The 22,309-nt window shown below is 46.3% G+C and carries 17 protein-coding genes; 6 read left to right on the top strand and 11 right to left on the bottom strand.

Annotated elements, in window-relative coordinates; all coding sequences use genetic code 11:
- Positions 1 to 1,513 (top strand): FAD-dependent oxidoreductase (locus ABY436_RS11330; protein ID WP_372739084.1); only part of this gene is annotated, 1,513 nt, incomplete at its 5' end.
- A gap of 107 nt (positions 1,514 to 1,620) precedes the next feature.
- On the opposite strand, the gene ABY436_RS11325 is transcribed toward ABY436_RS11330, so the two are convergent.
- The 3 genes from ABY436_RS11325 to ABY436_RS11315 all read right to left on the bottom strand — a co-directional run bounded on the left by ABY436_RS11325 (position 1,621) and on the right by ABY436_RS11315 (position 6,002).
- Complete coding sequence (locus ABY436_RS11325; protein ID WP_372739083.1) at positions 1,621 to 2,211, bottom strand: CBS domain-containing protein; 591 nt, start codon at positions 2,209 to 2,211, stop codon at positions 1,621 to 1,623.
- A gap of 610 nt (positions 2,212 to 2,821) precedes the next feature.
- Positions 2,822 to 4,597 carry a gamma-glutamyltransferase gene (ggt, locus tag ABY436_RS11320; RefSeq protein WP_372739082.1) on the bottom strand — a complete coding sequence of 592 codons (1,776 nt, stop codon included), beginning with the start codon at positions 4,595 to 4,597 and terminating at the stop codon, positions 2,822 to 2,824.
- Positions 4,598 to 4,814: 217 nt separating this feature from the next.
- Complete coding sequence (locus tag ABY436_RS11315) at positions 4,815 to 6,002, bottom strand: GAK system CofD-like protein (RefSeq protein ID WP_372739081.1); 1,188 nt, start codon at positions 6,000 to 6,002, stop codon at positions 4,815 to 4,817.
- A gap of 282 nt (positions 6,003 to 6,284) precedes the next feature.
- Between ABY436_RS11315 and ABY436_RS11310 the strand changes: the two genes are divergently transcribed.
- Positions 6,285 to 7,370: a GGDEF domain-containing protein gene (locus ABY436_RS11310; RefSeq protein ID WP_372739080.1), complete on the top strand. Its 1,086-nt coding sequence runs from the start codon at positions 6,285 to 6,287 to the stop codon at positions 7,368 to 7,370.
- Positions 7,371 to 7,478: 108 nt separating this feature from the next.
- Entirely contained in the window at positions 7,479 to 8,987 is a 1,509-nt protein-coding gene (locus ABY436_RS11305) for a fumarate hydratase (RefSeq protein ID WP_372739079.1), read from the top strand.
- Between the two features lie 47 nt (positions 8,988 to 9,034).
- On the opposite strand, the gene ABY436_RS11300 is transcribed toward ABY436_RS11305, so the two are convergent.
- The 4 genes from ABY436_RS11300 to ABY436_RS11285 all read right to left on the bottom strand — a co-directional run bounded on the left by ABY436_RS11300 (position 9,035) and on the right by ABY436_RS11285 (position 13,831).
- On the bottom strand, positions 9,035 to 10,672 hold the full coding sequence (locus tag ABY436_RS11300; RefSeq protein ID WP_372739078.1) for a CHASE2 domain-containing protein: 1,638 nt from the start codon (positions 10,670 to 10,672) through the stop codon (positions 9,035 to 9,037).
- 17 nt (positions 10,673 to 10,689) lie between these two features.
- Positions 10,690 to 12,351, bottom strand: a complete 1,662-nt coding sequence (locus tag ABY436_RS11295) for a FecR domain-containing protein (protein ID WP_372739077.1) — start codon at positions 12,349 to 12,351, stop codon at positions 10,690 to 10,692.
- An 88-nt stretch (positions 12,352 to 12,439) separates the two neighbouring features.
- The gene (locus ABY436_RS11290) at positions 12,440 to 13,438 is read right to left on the bottom strand and encodes a GTP-binding protein (RefSeq protein ID WP_372739076.1); all 999 of its coding nucleotides are present in this window, start codon (positions 13,436 to 13,438) and stop codon (positions 12,440 to 12,442) included.
- 75 nt (positions 13,439 to 13,513) lie between these two features.
- Positions 13,514 to 13,831: a hypothetical protein gene (locus ABY436_RS11285; protein ID WP_090725378.1), complete on the bottom strand. Its 318-nt coding sequence runs from the start codon at positions 13,829 to 13,831 to the stop codon at positions 13,514 to 13,516.
- A 172-nt stretch (positions 13,832 to 14,003) separates the two neighbouring features.
- Between ABY436_RS11285 and ABY436_RS11280 the strand changes: the two genes are divergently transcribed.
- Positions 14,004 to 14,450, top strand: a complete 447-nt coding sequence (locus ABY436_RS11280; protein ID WP_372739075.1) for a flavodoxin — start codon at positions 14,004 to 14,006, stop codon at positions 14,448 to 14,450.
- Position 14,451: 1 nt separating this feature from the next.
- Here ABY436_RS11280 and ABY436_RS11275 read toward each other — a convergent pair whose 3' ends face one another.
- The 4 genes from ABY436_RS11275 to ABY436_RS11260 form a co-directional block, all read right to left on the bottom strand.
- The gene (locus tag ABY436_RS11275) at positions 14,452 to 17,103 is read right to left on the bottom strand and encodes an EAL domain-containing protein (protein WP_372739074.1); all 2,652 of its coding nucleotides are present in this window, start codon (positions 17,101 to 17,103) and stop codon (positions 14,452 to 14,454) included.
- 76 nt (positions 17,104 to 17,179) lie between these two features.
- The gene (nfsA, locus tag ABY436_RS11270; RefSeq protein WP_372739073.1) at positions 17,180 to 17,917 is read right to left on the bottom strand and encodes an oxygen-insensitive NADPH nitroreductase; all 738 of its coding nucleotides are present in this window, start codon (positions 17,915 to 17,917) and stop codon (positions 17,180 to 17,182) included.
- A 196-nt stretch (positions 17,918 to 18,113) separates the two neighbouring features.
- Positions 18,114 to 18,998, bottom strand: a complete 885-nt coding sequence (locus tag ABY436_RS11265) for a ribose-phosphate pyrophosphokinase (RefSeq protein ID WP_372739072.1) — start codon at positions 18,996 to 18,998, stop codon at positions 18,114 to 18,116.
- A gap of 37 nt (positions 18,999 to 19,035) precedes the next feature.
- A complete protein-coding gene (locus ABY436_RS11260; protein WP_372739071.1) occupies positions 19,036 to 20,559 on the bottom strand; it encodes a thymidine phosphorylase family protein in 1,524 nt (507 codons plus the stop codon).
- 248 nt (positions 20,560 to 20,807) lie between these two features.
- Between ABY436_RS11260 and purU the strand changes: the two genes are divergently transcribed.
- Positions 20,808 to 21,662 (top strand): formyltetrahydrofolate deformylase, encoded by an 855-nt coding sequence (purU, locus tag ABY436_RS11255; RefSeq protein ID WP_372739070.1) that lies wholly within the window; start codon positions 20,808 to 20,810, stop codon positions 21,660 to 21,662.
- 95 nt (positions 21,663 to 21,757) lie between these two features.
- Positions 21,758 to 22,165, top strand: a complete 408-nt coding sequence (locus ABY436_RS11250; protein WP_372739069.1) for a CBS domain-containing protein — start codon at positions 21,758 to 21,760, stop codon at positions 22,163 to 22,165.
- Positions 22,166 to 22,309: the final 144 nt, after the last annotated feature.

The following is a 22,309-nucleotide window of genomic DNA, read 5'->3' as shown; positions in this document are numbered from 1 at the left end:
CATAGTCACGCATACCAATAAACGTGATGATGAGTGGGGCGGTAAATATGAGCAGCGTATTCGTTTTCCGCTAGAAGTCGTGCGTCGTGTGCGTGAGGCCGTGGGGACACACTTTATCATTATCTACCGTTTATCTATGCTAGATCTGATCGAAGGCGGTAGTTCACACGATGAAGTGGTTCAACTGGGTAAAGCGATAGAAAAAGCCGGTGCCACTATCATCAACACAGGGGTAGGCTGGCACGAAGCGCGTATTCCGACCATCGCAACCAAGGTGCCGCGAGCGGCCTTTACCTGGGTGACGGCTAGAATTCGCGAAGCCCTGTCGGTACCGGTTATTACCTCTAACCGCATTAATATGCCAGATGTGGCAGAAGCCGTATTAGCGCGCGGCGATGCCGATATGGTCTCTATGGCGCGGCCGTTTTTGGCGGATCCTGAGTTTATGAAAAAAACAGCGGAAAATCGTGCTGATGAGATTAACACCTGTATCGGCTGTAATCAGGCGTGTTTAGATCACATCTTTGTCGGTAAAACCGCCAGTTGTTTAGTCAATCCGCGTGCCTGTCATGAAACAGAATTAATCATCGAGAAGGCTGTTCAGCGTAAAAAAATAGCAGTGGTTGGCGCAGGCCCTGCAGGATTAGCATTTGCCACCACAGCAGCGAAAAGAGGCCATCAGGTCACTCTGTTTGATGCCGCCAGCGAAGTCGGTGGGCAGTTTAATATCGCCAAGCGCGTGCCAGGCAAAGAAGAGTTTTACGAAACAATACGTTACTTTTCCAGACAAATAGAGTTAACCGGGGTTAACTTAAAATTGAATACACACGTTAGGGCAGAAATGCTGGATACCAGTGATTTTGACGAAGTCGTGATCGCCACGGGTATAACACCTCGGTTGCCTGAAATAGAAGGTATAGAGCATCCCAAAGTACTGACTTATCTGGATGTGATGGGCAGTGCTGACATGAGTGCTGAAGTCGGTAAAAAAGTGGCGGTGATAGGCGCAGGCGGCATCGGCTTTGATATCAGCGAAGTACTGGTGCATCAAGGCGTGTCTACCAGCCAGAATATTCCGGCCTTTATGCAACAATGGGGTGTCGATATGAGCATGACAGCCCGTGGCGGAGTAGCGCAGGTAGAACAAAACTTTGCACCGGCAGCGCGTCAAGTGTTCCTGCTGCAACGTAAAAAAACCAAAGTGGGTGCTAACTTAGGTAAAACTACCGGCTGGATTCACCGCACCGACCTTATAAAAAAAGGCGTGCAGATGCTGAACAACTGCGACTACCAGAAGATCGATGATCAAGGCCTGCATCTATTGGTAAAAGGCGAGCCACAACTGTTGGCTGTGGACAACGTTATTATCTGCGCAGGCCAAAACCCATGCCGCGAGCTGGCCGACCAGATCACGACTAAGCCTGTGCATCTTATTGGCGGAGCCGATGTTGCTGCTGAGCTGGATGCCAAGCGGGCAATAGATCAGGGAACGAGATTAGCGGCTAAAATGTAGGTCTTCTTTTGATCGGGGCTTTGCGAAAAGTGGGATAGGGTAAGGCGAGTTCAGCAACCATTTCAGGTTGTTGTGACTGCCTTACCCTTGCCTTTATTTCAGGTGGCCTAACTTACCTCGCGACCTGATGAAATAACATCTACGAGTTCTTTGAAGCTGCTGGCTCGCTGGTTGATCTCCACAGGAAGTTGTAGAAGTCGGGCGATATCACTTGAGGAAATAATTCCTCGAATCCTCATATGCTGTGGTTCCACAACCAGCATATGCGGGCAGCCTTCATTTTTGAGTGTCTGAAGCAACTCGCCAATATTGCCTGTCTGAATGGCGTCTATTGTTACTCCTACTAATTTTTCTTTGGGTATCATTAACTCCCCAATGGTTATGTCGTTACGTGCTTGTCCGGAGCTTGTTGCTAAGCTTAAAACTTTTCGGCTCATAAGATCCGCTGTCGTTATTATGCCGCGGAATTTCTCGTTGCTATCAGTAACGACAATTGAGCGAACATGAGCAGTGCGCATCGCTGCCATGGCCTGATCAATGATCGTATCCATATGCATGGTAAAAGGACTAGTTTTCAAGAAATCGGTAAAAACAAGGGTTGCCGGACTTTCAAGCGTAGCCCTTTCATTAATTTCTGACTCAAGTATTTCTTTATATTGGCTTAGGCTAACCGTTTTTAATGCGTGAGAATTGTTCATGCGTACTCCCTCTGCGTCAAGCAGAGCTATAATTAAAAAAATAACATATTAAAGCTGAGTCAGGAGGTAGCCGGGGGAGCGCGAGGTGGATGAGATCGGCAGTCTATGCAGGAAGCGTTGATGCATACTGGCCCTTTGGGAAGAACATTATTTGTAGTAAGAAGGGTAAGGTTATAGCCAAATAATGAAGGTGTGTCGCTTGTCGGTTCCAGGGGGTTGCCGGATTGTGTGTCGGCATTGATTTCTTCCAGCCAATGGCTTTTCCAACTAGCGCTTTCGTTTGCCGAAACATTCGTTATGCAAAATAATGTGCTCAATAAAAGCGCGAAAGCTAATCTCGATAGGTTCAACCTTACAGGTATTGTAAATGTAGATTGTCGCATTGCGCACTCTAAAGGAAATAATTGTAAAACGATTCGGCACGGCTAGAGAATAACGATATTAGGTTGTTTATGTATAGGTAATATTGCGAAAATACCTATTTATTTAAAATCCTGTCATATTCATCTATGCATCGTTTTCAAAATATATCCGCTAAACAAATAAAAAAAACCAGATGAAGTCTCTCTACTTCTTCATCTGATTTTCATCATGCTTTTTCCGCTAAATCTTAATCCCCGTAGACCTCGCCTTCCCTACGTGGATCAGCGCCACCGATCAGCTTTCCATCCTTCAACAAAATCGCGTGAATGCCTGAGTTCAGATCACGTATGTTGACCTCATAACCCATTTTTTCCAGTGGGGCTTTGAACTGCTCGGCAGGGGTGCCTTGCTCCAGGTCATATGTGCCGAAGCGATTAACTAAGTGCGGCAGGTTGATGGCGTCCTGGATATCCATATCCCAATCAATATGTGCAATTAAAGTGTTGGCGACGTAACCGATAATGCGTGATCCACCCGGTGAGCCGACAGCCATATAGGGCATACCATCTTTCAGCACAATGCTGGGCGCCATCGATGAGCGAGGACGTTTGCCAGGCTCGAGTCGGTTGGCTATCGGGTAACCATCTTTGTGCGATTCGAATGAGAAGTCGGTTAACTCGTTGTTGAGCAGGAAGCCGTTACTCATCAGGCGGGAGCCAAAGCCGTTCTCGATTGTGGTCGTCATCGATACGATATTGCCCTCTTTATCAGCAATAACGAAGTGGCTGGTAGAAGGGAATTCGATAGACTGGTCATCGGCTTGCGCGACTTTTGCCTCGTTACCCCAGAGTGGCTCTCCGGCAGTTACCTGCTCTTTGGTCAGGGCTGTTCCGGGAGTGATCAGCTTAGCGCGTTCACCTAAGTAGCTCGGATCAAGTAGTCCTTGCGGCATAGGAACAAAGTCGCTGTCTGCCATGTAACGGCCACGATCTGCAAACGCCAGGCGTGATGCATCGCCAATAATTTGCCAGGCTTGCGGGCTGTCTTTGCCTAAACCTTTAATATCAAAGTTGCTCGCTATGCCAAGAATCTGCCCTACGGTTAATGCACCAGAGCTGGGTGGCCCCATGCCGCATACGGAATACTGATGGTAGGGTGCACATGTGGCTGAGCGTTCTTTTATTTGGTAAGCCGCGAAATCCCGGCTTTCTAATACGCCTGGGTTATCGGTCGCAGAGCGCACCCGGTCGACGATATCCTGAGCAATTTTTCCGTTATAGAAAGCATCAGCTCCTTGACTGGATAACGTGGCCAATGTGTTGGCATAGGCTTGGTTTTTGAGTAGTTGTCCTGCTGCTAAGGGTGTGTCGTCGGCATTAAAAAAGTAGGCTTTGGTATCGGGGTAACGGCTTAGTCGCTCCTGGTCATCCGCAATGGCGCCGGCCAGGCGTTCTGAAACAGTAAAACCTTGCTGTGCTTGTGTGATAGCCGGACTAAGAAGTTCGGCCCACGGTTTACTGCCAAAACGTTTATGTACGGTTTCTAGTAATTTGACGGTGCCGGGAGTTCCGACAGATCGGCCACCGACTACCGCATCGTAAAATTGCATGCTGCTGCCATCAGCATTTTGAAACAGTTCCGGTGTGGCGGCTAACGGCGCAGTTTCCCGTCCATCAAAAGTGGTGACTTGTTTAGTTTTTGCATCGTAGTAAATCAAAAAGGCGCCACCGCCTAAACCTGATGATTGAGGCTCGACTAAGCCAAGCATGGCTTGTACCGCGACCAGAGCATCGGCGGCAGAACCACCTGCTTTAAGTACTTGATAACCAGCATTTGCTGCGAGAGGGTTGGCTGCCGCCACCATGTAATCCTTTGCGCTAACACTGCTTTTGAAAACAGTGGCACTGGCCGCTTCGGGCGCGACTGAATCAGCTGCCTGTGAGGTGGCAAGTGCAACGGTTGTGACAAAGGGGGTGAAGAGGGCGGAGCTGATTAAAATAGCCAGAGCTTTACGTCTTAACATGAGAGGCGTCCTTCCTTATGGTTACCTTTAAACGTTAGTCATGTTCTACTCCGATATTTACCACTCTTCAAGGTTTCGTGCCCGGGATTTAGTTGTGTTATTTCATATGTGAAAGGGGTGGTGCGCTACGATTTAATACTTGTCGCATCACGAAGCTGGTAAATATACGTTCTTTTGGGGCGGTCTCTTAAGGCCGCCCATTTTTTACTTATAAAATTCAGGTTAATGAAAGTAAGGCATGCACCAGTTTCTCTGCATCGTAATAGGGTTCGCTTTTAGCGGTAACAAGCGGGATATCAATAATCCGGATATTTTTAGCCGCTAATTGCTGCTTGGTATTACTGTCTATCTGTGTAAAGCGGGCATCCATCATGATAATGTTGATGCTCTGATCATCACGCATATCAGGATGTTGGCTTTTCAGGTATTTCAGTAACTGTTGAATGGCTTGTGTCGTTGATATGCCATAGAGCTCCGGATCTTGTCCCAGATTAGGGATATAGACTTTTGGGCAGGTATTTCGTTGGATTGATTCAGTAACGCCTATGGGCAACAGATTGGCAAGGATGCTGCTATAGAAGCTGCCCGGAGGGTAGCAGATAAGATCCGCTTGCTGAATAAAGTCAGCCAGTTTACCGCTGACTCGGCACTGTGTCTGTTGATAGTTGTCCGGGTCACTGCTTAGACTGATATCCGTGATTCTGGATTCCAGTGGTGCCGCTTCTTTTCCGGTAATCCGGTGTTGGCCGACAATAGACCGCCCGTCTTCCAGATGCGCTGTTAAGTGCAGGCTCTCTTCTGTAATAGCGTGTACTTCACCTAATGTATTGATCAGTTTACTCAGCAGAAAAATAACCGGCTCGAGTTGCTGGTGGTGGGTAACATAACCACCGGCAATTAATAAATTACCAATACTGGCTCCACGCAGATCGAAGTGAGCGGGCATCTCATCGATGAAAAATTTTAATAAACTGCGTACCAGGTCTCTCATCGGCTGCTGAATAGCCAGAATGAGTGGGTGGATACCCTCAGCGATGCTGGTAAGTTGCAAGAACAAGTCAGTTTGCGCTGCAGACTCAGGTAGCCGGTAATTAAACAGTGCATAAATGGCGGGGTTACCTGTCACTGTTTCATCCGCCAGTGCGAGCAACCGGCTGCGTAGGTCACCAATCGCTGGCATATCAAAAGCATTGCGTAATTTGGCCGAACTGCCGCCTGAATCGAATGCTGTGACCAGGTGTATAGAGTTGTGCGTGTAATGCTTGAGGGTACGGCTAACTTGTTTAAGAGCACTACCACCTGAAAAAAACAGAACGCGAGGTCCCAGTTCAGGACTTTTTTGATAGCGGCTGATTCGCATGGGATCCGGTAATAAAGCCTGGCGCTGAATCAGGATCTTATTCATCTTAATAATCCTTAAAGAACAGAATAGATCTGCACTGTTGAAAAGCCATGATTATCAACCCTATATAGGGAATCTATGCTGAATACGTGCGCGGTTGATCAAAATAAAATCAACTGGGGCAATATAATAAGCGAACAACAGGTGATTCTCAGTAGTTATTTTCTGTTCTTAGTATAGCTTCAGTCTAGGGTTTCACTTTAGGCGTGCTACTATCGTAGATGAAGCGGGAAATATTTATGCGGCGTCTGACGAACGCTTTTCTGAATAGCTGCGGAACTAAACTTGAAAACTATATTGAAGTATCTGACCCTCGCGGGTCGTCCTTCTGGCATTAAAGAAAAAGATTTTCGTCGTTTCGTTATTGTGACCATGTTGAGTTTGTTTGCCGGGCTAGTCCATCTGGCGCTTATCCCGGTATTTCTTCATATTGGTGCAACCGAGATGGCGTTGGTTAATGTTGCCAGCGTAGTGGCGTGGGTTTATGGGTTATTTCTAAATGCTAAAGGTAGGCATGCGAGTGCTATATTACTCATATGTACTGAGGTATGGATTCATTCAGTATTAGCCGCTATGTATCTTGGTTTGGATGTGGGATTTCAGCATTATTTATGGGCAACTTCCGCTTTAGCTATTCTGAATACACGGCTCAATTTCTTTTATGCTTCTCTTTATAGTTTTTCATTTGTTCTGACGTTTGCCTTGCTCTACTTAGGATTTGGTGATGTTCAATATGACTATAAATACAGTGAATATCTCGGTGTAGTACATTTCGTTAATATTATGATTGCAGGCATTCCTTTTATTATTTCCATTACGGTGATCCGCTTAATAACGGTTACGCAAGAAGCCCGTATGTCAAAACTGGCTTCTCTGGATAGTCTGACCGGCTTATATAATCGGCGTATGGCAACTGAAATTGCTACTAAAATTCTGCATCAGGCTTCAAGAACCGGCGAATCTGTGAGCGTGGTTTTGGGGGATATTGATTACTTTAAGAAGGTTAATGATACGTTTGGTCACGCTGAAGGCGATCATGTGCTGTCTGAAGTGGCGTTGTTTTTTCGCTCGAAATTACGCGATGCCGATATCATCGCCCGGTGGGGAGGCGAGGAGTTTTTGATTGTAATGTTTGGAGTAGATGGCAAAACTGCTTGTAAAAAGATAGATGCGGTACGTCAGTCTTTCGAGCAGGAGATCAAGCTGGTAAGTGATGATAGTTATGTGGTTAGGATGAGCTTTGGTGTAGTGGAATATCAGTCCGGATTTACGCTGGGTGAATGTCTGAAGCGTGCAGATGATGCTTTATATTTGAGCAAACACCGCGGGCGTAATCAAGTAACTTTAGCGTCTGGTCCGGATACAGGTTAAGACTAACGCCCAACCCCGCATATTAATTGATTTGGTGTATAATCTTGCCACACTTAGGCTCAACCGAGCCATACCATGATCTAGAACCAGAGCAGTGGAGAGCCTCGTATGAGCGTTATTCGCCAAGACGATTTTATTAGTAGTATCGAAGATGCATTGCAGTTTATTTCCTATTACCATCCGCTTGATTTCATCAAAGGGGTGCACGAAGCCTACTTAAAAGAAGAGAATCCGGCCGCTAAAGATGCGATGGCTCAAATCCTTATCAATTCCCGTATGTGTGCCGAAGGGCATCGCCCGATTTGTCAGGACACGGGTATTGTTACGGTCTTTCTTAAAGTCGGTATGGACGTTAAATGGGATGCCAAAATGGGTGTGACCGACATGGTCAATGAAGGCGTTCGCCGCGCTTATCTGCACCCGGACAACGTACTTCGTGCTTCAATTTTGTCGGACCCTGCTGGTAAACGTCAAAATACCAAAGACAATACGCCGGCTGTGATTCATTACGAGATTGTTGAGGGTGGCGAAGTTGAAGTTCATATCGCAGCGAAAGGCGGTGGTTCTGAAAACAAATCTAAAATGGTGATGCTGAATCCATCCGACAGTATTGTTGACTGGGTGGTTAAAACTCTGCCTACCATGGGGGCTGGTTGGTGTCCGCCAGGGATGTTAGGGATAGGTATCGGTGGTACGGCTGAGAAAGCAGCAGTATTAGCGAAAGAGTCCTTGATGGGCTCTATCGATATCCACGAACTACGCGAGCGTGGTCCGAAGAACCGTATCGAAGAGTTGCGTCTTGAAATTATGGATGCAGTCAATGCGTTGGGCATAGGTGCGCAAGGATTGGGTGGTCTGACGACTGTCCTTGATGTGAAGATCATGGATTATCCAACGCATGCGGCTTCATTGCCGGTAGCGATGATTCCTAACTGTGCCGCGACTCGTCATACTCACTTTACACTGAACGGGAATGGTCCTGCGGTGCTTACGCCGCCGAGTCTTGATGACTGGCCACAAGTGACGTTTGAAGTCGGTGCTAGTACACGTCGGGTTAATCTGGATGAGATCACTCCAGAAGATGTGAAGGACTGGAAAGTAGGCGAAACGGTTCTGCTGAACGGCAAGATGCTAACCGGCCGTGATGCAGCGCATAAGCGTATGATCGAGATGCTGAATAACGGTGAAGAGCTTCCGGTTGATTTGAAAGGTCGCTTTATCTACTACGTTGGTCCGGTTGATCCTATTGCTGGCGAAGTGGTGGGTCCTGCCGGCCCAACAACAGCTACACGTATGGATAAATTCACCCGTCAGATTTTGGAAAGTACCGGCTTGCTGGGTATGATTGGTAAGTCGGAGCGTGGCCCTGTTGCTATTGAGGCAATTAAAGACAATCAGGCCGTTTACCTGATGGCAGTGGGCGGTGCGGCGTACCTCGTTTCTAAAGCGATTATCGGTGCTAAAGTACTGGCATTTCCAGAGATGGGGATGGAAGCTATCTATGAGTTTGAAGTAAAAGATATGCCAGTGACAGTGGCTGTTGATACGAATGGCCAGTCTGTGCACAACACGGGTCCGGCGAAATGGAAAGATATTATTTCTGCTAAGCAGGTCTAACCTCACTCGTCTGAAAAGCGGTCTCATTCGGGCCGCTTTTTTATTCTTTATTCGGTCTCGCTGTTATAAATACAATTCCCCCCTTGTAATTGAGCTTTGGAAAGCGCTTTTAAACTTTTCAAGACGACTGCATCCATGCTGGCATTTGGCGATGATTGGCTGGTCACATGAAGCGTTGTGATACCTGCGCTGACTGTAATGAATTTAGCCGAGTCCGATCCCGTATGCTCAATTTGTAAATCTTCAATATCTTTGCGTATTTTTTCCGCTATAGAGAGAGCAATATGATTCGGTGTGATGGGCAGTAAGATGGCGAATGTGTCATCGTCATAGCGCGCCACTAAATCTCGGGTTTTGCGTTTATGGCTTTGCAATATAGGACTGATACGTGCAAGTAACCAGTCACCCCTCTCGGGACCAAACGTATCAATGAAACGTTTGAAATAATCGACCTCTATCAGAATTAAAGAGAGCGGTGTGTGTTTTCTAAGACTTTGCTCCCACTCTAATTGTAATGTTTCTTCAAACATCCGATGGTTAGACAGGTCAGTGATATTGTCATTGCGATGCTCCATCCCGGCTTGATTCAGCATTCTTGCAACAAGCATGATGAAGACCAGACTGACACCGCCAAAAGCGGGTGCTATCGGCAGCCAGTAACCATAATGAACCGCGGCTACCGGTAGCATGAAGACACCGAGGCACGTCACTGTACTGATACGTCTGATCAGAGGGAAACGAGCTAAAAAGAACAAAATGCTATAGAGCAGCGAAGTCATCAGTACGGCATAGGTTACGCCCCAAATTGACAAAATAGGTGTTAGTAGGGTGCTGTTGCTGAGTGCGCTATAAAGGTTAGCCTGTATGGCTGTGCCCGAAAGCATCTCTCTGTTATTTTGATAGGGTGCGAGAAACTTTGGTTCCAATCCGGTGGCTTCTATTCCGACCAATACTGTTTTGTTGTCAAATGCATCAGTAACACTATTGTTTTCAAGTACATCAATAAAGCTATAGTGCTGAAATGATTTTGGATTTATTTGAAAGGGCACCAGAACTTCAAGGTCGCGAGTCCATTTGCTACTGATGCCAACGCGTGAAGCAGGGCTGCGTGTTCCCGGAAGAAAGCCTGAATACTGCGTAGAACCTTGTAGCACACTCAGCCCGAATGCTGGCCATTGTGGTGAGTCTATACCTGCTTTGAGATAGGAGCGACGAACATAACCGTCATTGTCAACCTCGATATCCACATGGCCGAGTTTACTACCTGAAATCGCTTTATTGCCCCTGAAAGGATAGATAAGAGAACCTCGCTCTGCAAAAATCGGCAGGATGACATTCCCATGTGTTGCGATCGACCGTTTGAGGGCGGCATCATCTGAGTCTGGGCTGGTGTCTGGTTCGACAAAGGCGATGTTGTAACCGATAACCGCTGCGCCGAGTGTGTTCAGCTTTTGAATCATCTCTGCATGCAGCGATCGTGGCCAGGGCCAGCGGCCTAACGCTTCAAGGCTTTTATCATCTATATCGATAATAACCAGATTATCCGGAGGCGGGGTCTGCTCTTCCTGGATGAAAAGATCATACAGGACATTTTCCAGGGTGTGATGTGCAGGCACAAATGCAATCAGCAGCACAAAAGCCTGACAGAGCAGAAAACCGATATCCTTCTGGCGAAACAGATTCATCAGGCGGCGCTCATCTCTTATAAGAAAATGGCGATAGTCAATACACTCCAGATAAACGCTGGAAGATAACTATCAACAGGCACTTCGACTTTTTGTGTGCCGGACCAGCTACCTGCGTAGTTGTCACTATCAAATCCACGTACGCGCATGTAGTAAGTTCCCGTGTCTGGTTTTTTGAAGGTCGCTTCGGCTGAAGTCACATTGAGTTCATCAACCAGATGGGTAAAGTCTTTGTCATTCGCCAGTTGTATCTGATAACGCTCGGAGAAGTCATCTTTTTGCCAGGCAAACCCTAATTCGGTTTTGCTGGTGGTTGCTTCCTGTAATTCTGGAGTCGCCGGTGTCGGGCGAACGGTGATCGTGTTTGTGTAACCGCCAGGCCCTGTTTTTTGGTTAGCGTTAATGCTGGTGACACGCCAGAAATAGGTGCCGGGGTCAGCAATGGGGACACTAATTGTTTGGCTGCTCAGAGTGACAGCTGGTTGAACTAGTGTGGAAAAATCTTCTTTTGCAGAAAGCTCAAACAGGTATTCTTTAGCTTCTTCTGGTTGTGCCCAAACAAAACTAACGTCGCCAGTGTAAACAGGGTCATTAGATAAAGGGGATTGGATTGTCGGTGGGAAAGGGCGGGCGTCGATAGAGAAGTGTTGTAATGACTCCAGCCCCTGAAGCCCATTGGTGTCAGATGCACGTACCATCAACCAATACTGGCCATCTGCCAGAGTCGCAGGGATGTTCAGTTTGGGTGGTTGCCCCAGGTTATCCAGCAGAATACGCTGGAACTCTGCCTGATCAGATAGTTGGCTACGATAGGAAGTCGCACCTTTGATCAGGCCCCAGCTGAGTCTGGCTGGCAGGTAGCGGATGGTATCAATAGCAGGTACAGCCGGAGCCGCTAATAAGCGTATTGGTTTTTGCGGTGGTGAGTTTTTTGCCGTCAAAGTACCAAAATTCTGGGGTACTTTTGTGCGACCAAGGGTGTTTTCTACATCGATTTTACCTTGTGTTACTTCTGTTGCTGTCAGGCTCTGGTCGGCACGGACACGATATACAGTACCGCGGGTAGTGGCAAAAGCAGAAGGTGTTTCAATAACGAAGCGAGATCCCGGGACTTTTTCGGGGTTGGCACGCACTTGTGCTTCACCTGCTTTGAGCAGGACTTCGATATCAATAACATTTTTCTTTGAACCAATGATACTTGCCTGATTGATGATGAATTCACTTTCAGGGTTGAGTAAAACCTGTGTGTTATCTTCAAATTTCAATAACACACTGGCATTGGTTCCGGTTTGGATCTGATCACCGACTTTTAACACCTGATCTTTCAGTGGTTGCCCGGACTGATCATCAGCGCTGATTAAGGTGACGGGGCCGGACACTTCAATCAGCTGAATCGTCGCCGGGCGCTGTTGTATCATGGACGTTGGTATACGTAAAATGGTGCCCGCCGCCATGAGGCGGTCGTTGTCTACATTATTCAGACGTTCAACTGTTTGCCAGCTACGCCAATCTGTTAATAATTCGTGAGCAATTTTCCAAATATGATCACCAGGTTGCATTTCATATTCCCAGACACTCTCTTCGGCGCGCGAAGCAGGGCTCATAAGCACGCAGAGTATGGTTATGAAGGTTACCAGTTTGGGTAATTTTGAACTATTTTTGACGACAAAGTTAAACATTTTACAGACCATTTGACGTATTTTGGCGCAATTATACCAGTCTTTAACCTCTTGACGACAGTCGTCAGCTCTGATTATTCATTGGCTATTAAGAATGTGGATTCTTAATTAGAGAAATTAGCGTTTTCTCAATGTCGTCCCAATCCATCGCTGTTTGGCTAATAATTTCCAGCCGGGAGTCTCTTCTCCAGGCAATTGGCTGGGTGGTGGTTTCATCTGCAGCGCGGTTATATAGCACACGCGCGTGTCCTATTCGAAACACTCCTTTTAAGCGCCAGGCAGCCTGCAGAGAATTAAAAAATGCGAGTAAATTGTCATGATCAAACTGATCATCGGGATGAAAAACCCATCCGCAGCTAAAGGCTTCCGGATGACTGCCTGTTCGTCTGACGGGTTTGCTCGGTTCTGCTAAAAAAAGTGAGGCAGGGGCTATGGATGATCTGTTTCCTTTATGTGCATCCGGGTAGCAGGCTGTCAGTTCAGTATTACGATGTTGATCTAATAGTTGAATTGGGAAATCACTTTGTATCGCTTGAACAATCTGCTGCTTTGGCGGAAACATTTGTTCAGAAAGTTGCTGAGCTTCGTCAACCTGATCCTGAGTGGCAAGATCGCATTTATTCAGAACAACAATATCCGCCAGGTTTAACTGATCAATAAAAGCCTGGTGTCGCAGTACTTCAGGTTGCCCTAGAACACGTGGATCAAGTAAGCAGATAATGCTTCGCAGTGTCAGAACATCACGGAATGATTCGCTTTGAAGTATGTCAATTAATCCTTCAGGATGGCCTAGTCCTGTCGGTTCTATAATGACCCGGTCCGGTTTAGTACGACGTATCAGCATGGCGAGGTTGATGGTTAATGCGGGTCCGAGAGCGCAACACACACAGCCACCGGCAATCTCTTTGATCTTTATACCAGCCTGGTCAGGTAACATACTTTCATCAATGCCAACCTGGCCAAACTCGTTAACGACAATAGCCCAGGTTTCATTTTCAGGTTTTTGTTTGATGAGTTGATTCAGGGCGGTTGTTTTACCAACGCCAAGGAAACCGGTAATAATATTGGTAGGGATGTTAGATAGCATGAAAGAAGTTCACGATGTTATAAAATAACAATTCTCGGCGATCATGCTATTGAATACAATCCTTATTCGGTCATGTTACTGCTCTAATAAACGTTTTTGGGCAGCTAAGTACTCGGGCATCGGGCCAGTATCCTGAAATATTTCATCGCCATCTTCAACGCGAATGACTTTTTTACCAGGCACATAAGGCATTTTGGCTTCAAGCTCATTGAGCGCTTCATGAATTAATGTAGCGATTATCTGTTTTTCTGGAAGTTTATAGATTTCAGCTAACGCGGCTAATCGCACTACGTCTGCTTGATTTATCGATAAAGTTACTTCAGTTTGTTCACTGACTTTAGCGACATGCTCTTCCCATGATTGTAGAAGTTTGGATAGACTTTGGCTTCCCATGTAACCGCTCCTGAGCTTGATAATTGCAATAATAGTTGCAATATCAGTATAGCGCTAACGACTAAATTAGCTAAAGTTTTTTGGAACATCCTTACTAATTACCGGTGTTTAGTCAAATCTCTTTTATTTATAGTAGGGCTGCAAAATTTTTTGATGATTATAGGGGTAATGGATGGCTAAAGTTAAGTTTCTGGTAGGGTCTACTTATGGTAATGCGCAACAGATGGCAGATGAGGCTTCTGAGGAATTAAATCAGTTAGGACATCAATGTGAAGTGTTTAACCATCCTTGCATTGATGATGTCATCGGCGAAGATACAGACGTGCTTATTATCTGTTCAGCAACGATCGGAGAAGGCGATATTCCTGATAATTTGTTGCCTCTTTATTCCCAGTTAAGAGATCAGAGTCCGTTATTGCCTCATGTGAAATACGCTGTGATTGCGTTAGGTGATAGCTCTTATGATAATTTTGCGGATGGCGGCCGGCAGATGGATGAACTGATGCATGAGCTGCAAGCTGTCAGTGTGCAGGAGATGTTATTGATCGACGCGTGTGAGACGCCAGATCCCGAAGAGGCTGTCCTAGAGTGGATCCGCTTATTGCATCCTAAACTCTAACCTAAGGGTGATCCACGATGTGTTGATCCAGCCATAGCGTGAGTTCTGCTGCAGGAATAGGTCTGCTGATTAGGTAGCCCTGTAACTGATCGCAGTTTTGGTTTCGCAGGAATGCTTTTTGTTCTTCTGTTTCAACCCCTTCTGCGCAGACACTGAGGTTTAGACTGTGACTTAAAGCAATAATCGCCTTGGCGATAGCTTCATCGTTCGGGTCGTCGGGAATATCCCTGACAAGTGATTGATCTATTTTTACCTTCTGTACAGGAAGCATTTTAAGGTAACTCAGTGATGAGTAGCCTGTTCCAAAGTCATCCAGGGCTAAGCGAACGCCGAGATTGCGTAATTCATTAAGGACAGGTTGCGCGGCATCATCGTATTTCATGACAATATTTTCGACAATCTCCAGCTCTAGTTGATCAGGATCCATATCATATTTGCTAAGAAGATCGGTGACGGTGCTAACCAGGCTATGGTTAAGAACCTGCTGGCCGGCAATGTTGACTGCAATACGAAATCGAGGGTACCCCGCTTTTTTCCATGCCGCCGCCTGAGCACAGGCTTGTTCCAGCACCCAGTCTCCTACCTGGTTCATCAGACCGATCTCTTCAATGATTGGCAGAAACATCCCGGGGGGCATTAAGCCATCCGTTGGATGTTGCCAGCGTAGTAGTGCTTCGACGCCTGATATTTTTCCGGAGACTGCATCTATTTGTGGTTGGTAGAATACCCTGAACTGATCTAAGGCTAAGGCTCTTCGCAGCTCAGGCTCTAAACGCACCCATTGTTCAATAACGTGGGTTTGTTCGGGCTGATAAAATGCGTAATTATTACGCCCATCATCTTTTGCCTGATGCACGGCAGCATCCGCATTTTTAATTAAGGTTTCACTATCAAAGCCATGCTGCGGATATAGCGTAATGCCGATACTGGCAGTGGTGAAAAAATTATGCCCATCCAGATCAACGGCCGTTTCTAATGCACTTACGATCCGCATTGCGACACGTTCGGCTTCGCCTTGATGGGGGCAGTTCTCAATCATGATGGCAAATTCATCGCCGCCCACGCGTGCCAAAAGGTGACTGTCGGCAATCACGTTGCGCAAGCGACGAGCCACCTGAATCAGCAGTTGGTCGCCTGCCTGATGTCCCATGGTTTCATTAACATGTTTGAAGCGATCAAGATCTATCATTAATACGGCAGTATGCTGATCTTCCAGATTATGTTCTATTGCATGATCCAGCAGTACTTTATAAAGTTGTCTGTTAGGCAGGTCTGTCAGCGCATCATGTTGGCTCATGTGGCGAAGTTTTGCTTCTGATTCCTTAATATTGCTAACATCTGCAGACACGCTGACGTAGTGGGTTAATTCACCCTGGTTGTTTAAGACAGCATTGATATTCAGCCATTGAGGGTAGATAGCACCGTTACAGCGGCGGTTCCATAATTCACCTTGCCAGAACCCTTGTTTTTTAATGGTGTCTTCAATGTTATGAAAAAAATTAGCTTCATGGCGGCCAGAACTTAATATCGATGGGGAGGTGCCGATAAGCTCCTCCCGTGAATACCCTGTCATTTCACAATAGGCACGATTGACATCAACAATCAGGTTGTCTTTGTCGGCGACCATAATGCCTTCATTGGTGGAAGCAAATGCGATACCGGCTAGTTCAAGGCGTGCATTGGCTTCTTTCTCACTGGTGATATCCAGAACAATGCTGTTTATCCGTTTGAGACTCTTCTGTTCGTCCCATTCAGGAGTGGATGCCAGGTGTATCCATTTAATCTTGCCAGTTGCATCTCTCAGGCGGCATTCCATTGTCCATAGCGAGTCATTATGTTGCTTGCTTTGTAACGCAGACTTAATGGTGGCACGGTCATCTATGTGTAAACGTTTCCAGACCGGGTTGAAGTGTTTACGTGCTTCTGTCGATTCTATGCCGCAAAGTTTTTTGATACCTTCGCTGACATAGGTAAAGAAAGGTTTGTTGTTAATGTCGAACTCAGTTTGAAGAACCACTCCCGGTATTGATGACGCTATATGGGACAAACGTTGCTCTGAGTTTTGCAGATTCGTATGGCTCACATGACGTGAGATGGCAATCCCTGCAATGTGTGCTGCGCTTTCCAGTAACCGGGCATCAAAGGTGGAAGGGCTTCTTGGATATTCGCTGGCAATGGAAATGCTTCCTATCGCTTTATGCGCTGATTCATGCAGGGGGTATGACCAGCATGCACCGATGTTATTGGTATAGGCGAGTTTTTGGTAATGCCCCCAGCGGCTATCAGTCTGAGTATTGATGACAAAAACAGGCTGGTCTGAAAATACCGCAGTGCCGCTGGACCCGGCATTAGGTCCGGGTGCCAGACGGTTGAAAAGTTCTGTATTTTCTTCTGAAATGCTGGGAGCACTGAGCAGATCTAAATATCCCCGATTATCCAGAATCATAATGAATACCTGGCATGAACCGACAATCTTCTCTACTTCCAGGCAAAGTCCGTCCAGCACAGCTTTGAGCGGCAGATTAAGCGTGATTTTTTCCAGCAAATCCCGCTGCAGGATAAGAAGACGATTCAGATCCTGAACAGTGGGTTGGGAATCACTACTAGCCTGTTCAATTGAAGGGCTAGCTTTCAGATTGGTTAATGCTTCCATCAGTACTCACTGACAAAGTACTCCCCGGCAACAAAACAAATATTTTTGTATGTTAACTGCGCAGGGAGTACACAGATTATTTCAGTAAATAACCACGTGACTTTAAAAATTCAAGCATATGTGGTCGGGCTTCTTTTTTTAGCATCCCTGCTATTTGTTCGCTCCAGCTCATATCTTTATTGCCGCCACTCCGGGAATTGTAATATTCGCGGATGACTTTATCGTAATCGGCCAGTAGCTCAGAATCTTGAACGTTAGAGTATGAATCTTTTTTTAATACAACAGGTAAGGGTAGCCGGGGTTTGACTTCGGGAGTTTGATCCGGGTAACCAATACACATACCAAATACCGGATAAACCAATTCAGGAAGATCCAGCAGCTTGCTGACGTCTGCAATTTTATTGCGAATGCCACCGATATAGACAATACCCAAATCAACCGACTCGGCTGCGATCGCAACATTTTGCGCAAACAAGGCGCAATCTACAGTAGCGGTAATAAATTGTTCGGTAAAGCCGCTCAGCATCTCTTCGTTGTGCATGTCGCAGGCCAGCTCGTGACGCTTCATGTCGGCACAAAAAACCAGAAAGACCGGAGCGGTTTGTACATATTTCTGATTGCCGGCGTATTCTGCAAGTTTTTCTCTTTTGCTACTATCTTCGACCTGAATCACGGTGCAGGCTTGAATGAAGCTGGATGTTGCTGCGGACTGGCCGCAGCTGATAAGTGTATTGATAGTTTCCTGAGTGACAGCATCTTTTTTGAATAGTCGAATAGATCGATGGTTGTTAAGCAGATCAATAGTTGGATTCATAAAACCCTCTGTTTAATGGTGGATGTAGATGACAAAGGTTAAAGTGATTCGTTTCTTCTGAATACGGGAACCAGAAGGAACAGTGTGTTGCCAAAAGTGCTGTGTTTGCCCTGATATTATCAACAGTGATTCTGAAGAGGGGCTGAATTCAATTTTTTTGGGCTGTAATCTGGCTTGCGGCATTATTGTTTGTCGGTTATTCATTAAGCAGCAGTAAGGTTGCTTTAGCCAGAGACTGAGCAATATCAATACGGTTGCTGGGATGTGGGATGCATTGGGTTGTGATGACATCTGAGACTTGCTCTAGTTGCATAAAAGCGTCGCCAGAAAAAATGCCATGTACACCAATACACACCGGTCTTTTCATACCTGCATGCTTTAAGTGCTGAATAGTTTCTAACATGGTGCGGCCACTGGATATAATGTCATCGACCAAAACCGGCGTTGCATCATGGTATTGTTCCAGTTGTGGTGATGATACTTCAACTTCTGTGTCGCCGTGACGAATTTTTTGTAATACCTGAAATGGCGCCCGGGACATCCGTGCTACTTCAGAAACCCATTGCTCACTTTCTGTGTCAGGGCCGATTAAAAGGGGCGCAGATATATTCTGTTTAATCCATTCTGCAATTAATGGTGCAGCGGGTACTACGGTCGATTTGAGGGTGTAAATTTCGTCAAGAGAGTGGTAGCGGTGCAGATGAGGATCCATGGTGACTAGCAGGTCCAGGGCGGCTGACAACAGTTGGGAAAAAGGCCGGGAGCTAACGCATTCGCCATGGTGGAACTGTTTATCCTGGCGCATATAGGGTAGATAGGGAGTGATAAGGCCGACTTGTTTGGCGCCCATCTCTTTCACCGTGTAAACCAGAAACAGCAGGCGTAATATTTTGTTGTCCGGTTGAAACAGGTTGCAATAGATGATGACATCCTGATCCGCGCAGTCACTATGGACACGCAGGTAGGACTCATCATCAGGGAACTTGCGCTGCTCCAGTTGACCTCTATTGGCGGCCATAGCCTCAACCAGTGCGTCAAACAGTGAAGGATCTGAGTCAAGATTAAATAGTATCGGTGGCATAATGGTTCTCTTTAACTCTCTGATGCTTTAGCTTTTTTTAGATCTCTGCCTTATCGATGCGGATGATAGTATGATGGTCTTCCAGGTACTCAACGGCATAATTTAGTTCGCCCGCGTTAGCAGCATGGATCGTCATGAGAATCTGATTTTCTTTTACATGCTCGCCCAGCTTTACAAAAAACTCAACACCTGCTTCAGGATCCGCCGGTGCGCCAGCTAGTTTTGCAACCTGAGCGAGCTGACGGTTATCAATTTCTGCTACCACGCCAGCATGATGACAAACCAGGCTGTACCGGTAGGGAGCAACAGGAGGCATGTGCAGACCGCCTTGTGCGTGACAAATGGCTTTAAACTTCTCCCATGCTTGTCCGCTTTCAAGAATATGCAGGGCTTTTTTCTTGCCTTCGCCTTTCTTCTCATGGCCGATCATTTCCAGCATTGCACCCGCCACCATGCAAGCGCGATTTTTCAAGTCTGCCGGTGCGTTGTGGGTGTTTTGCAGTACTTCAAGAATGTCATAGGCTTCAAGTGCAGGGCCAATACCTCTGCCCACTGGTTGAGATCCGTCGGAAAAGAGAACTTCAATATTAAGGAAGAGTTTCTTGGCGACATTATGAAAGCTTCTGGCTAATTGTTCAGCCGCCGCCGTGGTGCGTACTTTGGCTGTAGGGCCCACAGGGATATCGATTAATACATGTGTGGCCCCGGCGGCAATTTTTTTGGAAAGAACTGATGCAATAAGCTGTCCTTCGCTATCAATCCCGAGTGCCCGTTCAACCTGAATCAGCAGGTCGTCCGCCGGGCTGAGTCGCATTGACCCTCCCCAGGCCAGACAAGCACCTTCCTGCTTTACTACCTGGCGCATCTCTTCCTGAGATAAGCTGACATTGGTTAATGTTTCCATTGTGTCTGCTGTACCGGCAGGTGAGGTGATTGCACGAGAAGACGTTTTCGGCATGGTTAAACCGCAGGCCGCCAGAATGGGGACAATGATAGGTGTAGTGCGATTACCGGGGAGGCCGCCAACGCAGTGTTTATCAACAACCATAGGCAAATGCCAGTCAATGCTACTGCCCGCCTTGATCATGGCGTGGGTGAGTGCTGTAATTTCATCATTGTTGAGATGGTCATCCCCACAGGCCGTTACAAAAGCAGCCACATGCACATCGGCGTAGCGACCTTCAACGATATCGTTGATAATGCTTTGAAAAGCCATTTCATCCAGCGTATGGCCATATACTTTCGCCCTGACATACGAGAGGGATTGAACGGGCTTTGGGTGTGATAACCATATTGAGTCTCTATCTTTTAATGCCAGCCGTCGCCATGCGGGTTCGGAAAATCCTATCTGACCTTTTGCAAGCAGATCACCGGTGACGATATTGAGTGTCGCAATGGCGTGTTGCTGATCGGATAAAACCAGTACGCGGGACATGGCCGAAAAACCTTCTGAGCGACACACAGGGCAGTCTGCTCTGAGATAGATGATCAGTTCATGATGACTATCTATGCCAAGGCGTAATGCTTTTAGGGGGGCCATACGTTCGGGCGTGAAATGCATCAGCAACAAACTCCTGTGCTTCGCAGACTGTAGGACTTAACACGGACCGACGACCGGCCAGACCCGGCAACCTGTTAAGTTTCTTTTATTTTATCATAGCTATAAATGAAGCAGGTATCAGGTCGTCAATATAAGCCTGCCAAGATAATCTATTTATCAATGACTCTTTCAACCAAGATTGGATGCCTGAATCGGTTTTAAGCTGTTATTATTACTTCTCGTTTTAATCTGACAGGAATCTGTAAACAATGGAACGTCGATATCGATTGCTGCTGGCTTGCCCCGACAGAGTGGGTGTTGTGGCTATGGTCAGTAACTTTATTTCGAGTCACGGCGGCTCAATAACCGATGCCAATCAACATTCAGATCCGTCGATCGGTTGGTTCTTTATGCGAGTGGAAATTATTGCCGGCTCTTTGCCTTTTGGGCTGGATGCGCTAAGAGATGCATTTTTACCTATTGCTCAGTCTTTTAAAATGGAATGGCAGATAACTGATTCGAATCAACCCAAACGTGTGGTGCTGATGGCCAGTCGCGAATCTCATTGTTTGGCCGATCTGCTATATCGCTTCCATTCCAAAGAGTTGTTTTGTGATATTCCTTGTGTGATTTCTAACCATAATGACCTTAGAACAATGGTGGAATGGCATGATATTCCTTACCATTATGTTCCGGTGGATAAAGACAACAAACAAGATCACTTTGATACGATCAAATCACTGATCAATGAGTATAAGGCGGATGTTATTGTTTTAGCGCGCTATATGCAGATATTGCCGCATGAACTGTGTGAGACATATCCTCATCAGATCATCAATATTCATCATAGTTTTTTGCCTTCATTTGCCGGAGCTAAACCTTATCATCAAGCACATGATAGGGGAGTGAAATTGATTGGAGCGACCTGTCATTACGTAACGCAGGACCTGGATGAAGGTCCGATTATTGATCAGGATGTTATTCGCATCAGTCATCGTGACCAACCAGGAGATATGGTTCGTTTGGGGCGTGATGTGGAAAAAAGTGTATTGTCTCGTGGTTTGCGCTGGCATCTGGAAGACCGGATATTAGTGTGTGGAAATAAAACAGTAGTATTTAACTGAAATCGATATATGTTGTCTGCCCGCTGAACTACTATATAAATAAAGGAAGAGTAGGATGGGCAAGGAAGTGTTGATATCAGATTGGAGGATGTGGCATGTTAAAATCTGTAAAAGTTCAGGATTATATGGCAACAGGGTTGATAACTTTTCATCCTGAGACCGATCTTTTTGCAGCGATCAATAGCTTCCTGAGATATAAGATTTCAGGCGCACCAGTGACCAATGAACACGGTGAGTTGGTTGGAATTATATCGGAAGTCGATTGTCTTAAAGCGATTTTGACGCTGACCTATCACGAAGAGGAGGTTGGCGGAACTGTAGGGAACTATATGACTCCCAATGTTCAAACGATTGGTCATGATGCGAATATTATTGAAGTCGCAAGAATTTTTATTGATAAAGGGCGACGCCGCTTACCGGTAACGCGTGAAGGCAAGCTGGTTGGGCAGATCAGCCGGAGTGATATTTTACGTGCTGTAGAAGAGTTCGCACAACATACGTAATGTTGAGTATTAGCATCATCGGTTGAGGGTTGCTGCTCAGCATCAACCCTTATTTGGTATTTGAATGTCGATTACGATTCCTGAAAAACCGTTGTTTGTTTATCCCTCGCTGGCACGAAAGCTAGGTGTGGAAGCCGCGTTACT

Origin of the sequence: Neptunomonas sp. (assembly GCF_041601355.1) — a bacterium.
Classification (GTDB): Bacteria; Pseudomonadota; Gammaproteobacteria; order Pseudomonadales; family Balneatricaceae; genus Neptunomonas.
This window is presented reverse-complemented; position numbering and strand designations above follow the sequence as displayed.

Excerpts from the sequence above, each read along its gene's own strand:
- ABY436_RS11325 (WP_372739083.1), bottom strand. The coding sequence starts at position 2,211 with ATGAACAATTCTCACGCATTAAAAACGGTTAGCCTAAGCCAATATAAA.
- ggt (WP_372739082.1), bottom strand. The coding sequence starts at position 4,597 with ATGTTAAGACGTAAAGCTCTGGCTATTTTAATCAGCTCCGCCCTCTTC.
- ABY436_RS11315 (WP_372739081.1), bottom strand. The coding sequence starts at position 6,002 with ATGAATAAGATCCTGATTCAGCGCCAGGCTTTATTACCGGATCCCATG.
- ABY436_RS11305 (WP_372739079.1), top strand. The coding sequence starts at position 7,479 with ATGAGCGTTATTCGCCAAGACGATTTTATTAGTAGTATCGAAGATGCA.
- ABY436_RS11300 (WP_372739078.1), bottom strand. The coding sequence starts at position 10,672 with ATGAATCTGTTTCGCCAGAAGGATATCGGTTTTCTGCTCTGTCAGGCT.
- ABY436_RS11295 (WP_372739077.1), bottom strand. The coding sequence starts at position 12,351 with ATGTTTAACTTTGTCGTCAAAAATAGTTCAAAATTACCCAAACTGGTA.
- ABY436_RS11290 (WP_372739076.1), bottom strand. The coding sequence starts at position 13,438 with ATGCTATCTAACATCCCTACCAATATTATTACCGGTTTCCTTGGCGTT.
- ABY436_RS11285 (WP_090725378.1), bottom strand. The coding sequence starts at position 13,831 with ATGGGAAGCCAAAGTCTATCCAAACTTCTACAATCATGGGAAGAGCAT.
- ABY436_RS11280 (WP_372739075.1), top strand. The coding sequence starts at position 14,004 with ATGGCTAAAGTTAAGTTTCTGGTAGGGTCTACTTATGGTAATGCGCAA.
- ABY436_RS11275 (WP_372739074.1), bottom strand. The coding sequence starts at position 17,103 with ATGGAAGCATTAACCAATCTGAAAGCTAGCCCTTCAATTGAACAGGCT.
- nfsA (WP_372739073.1), bottom strand. The coding sequence starts at position 17,917 with ATGAATCCAACTATTGATCTGCTTAACAACCATCGATCTATTCGACTA.
- ABY436_RS11265 (WP_372739072.1), bottom strand. The coding sequence starts at position 18,998 with ATGCCACCGATACTATTTAATCTTGACTCAGATCCTTCACTGTTTGAC.
- ABY436_RS11260 (WP_372739071.1), bottom strand. The coding sequence starts at position 20,559 with ATGCATTTCACGCCCGAACGTATGGCCCCCCTAAAAGCATTACGCCTT.
- purU (WP_372739070.1), top strand. The coding sequence starts at position 20,808 with ATGGAACGTCGATATCGATTGCTGCTGGCTTGCCCCGACAGAGTGGGT.
- ABY436_RS11250 (WP_372739069.1), top strand. The coding sequence starts at position 21,758 with ATGTTAAAATCTGTAAAAGTTCAGGATTATATGGCAACAGGGTTGATA.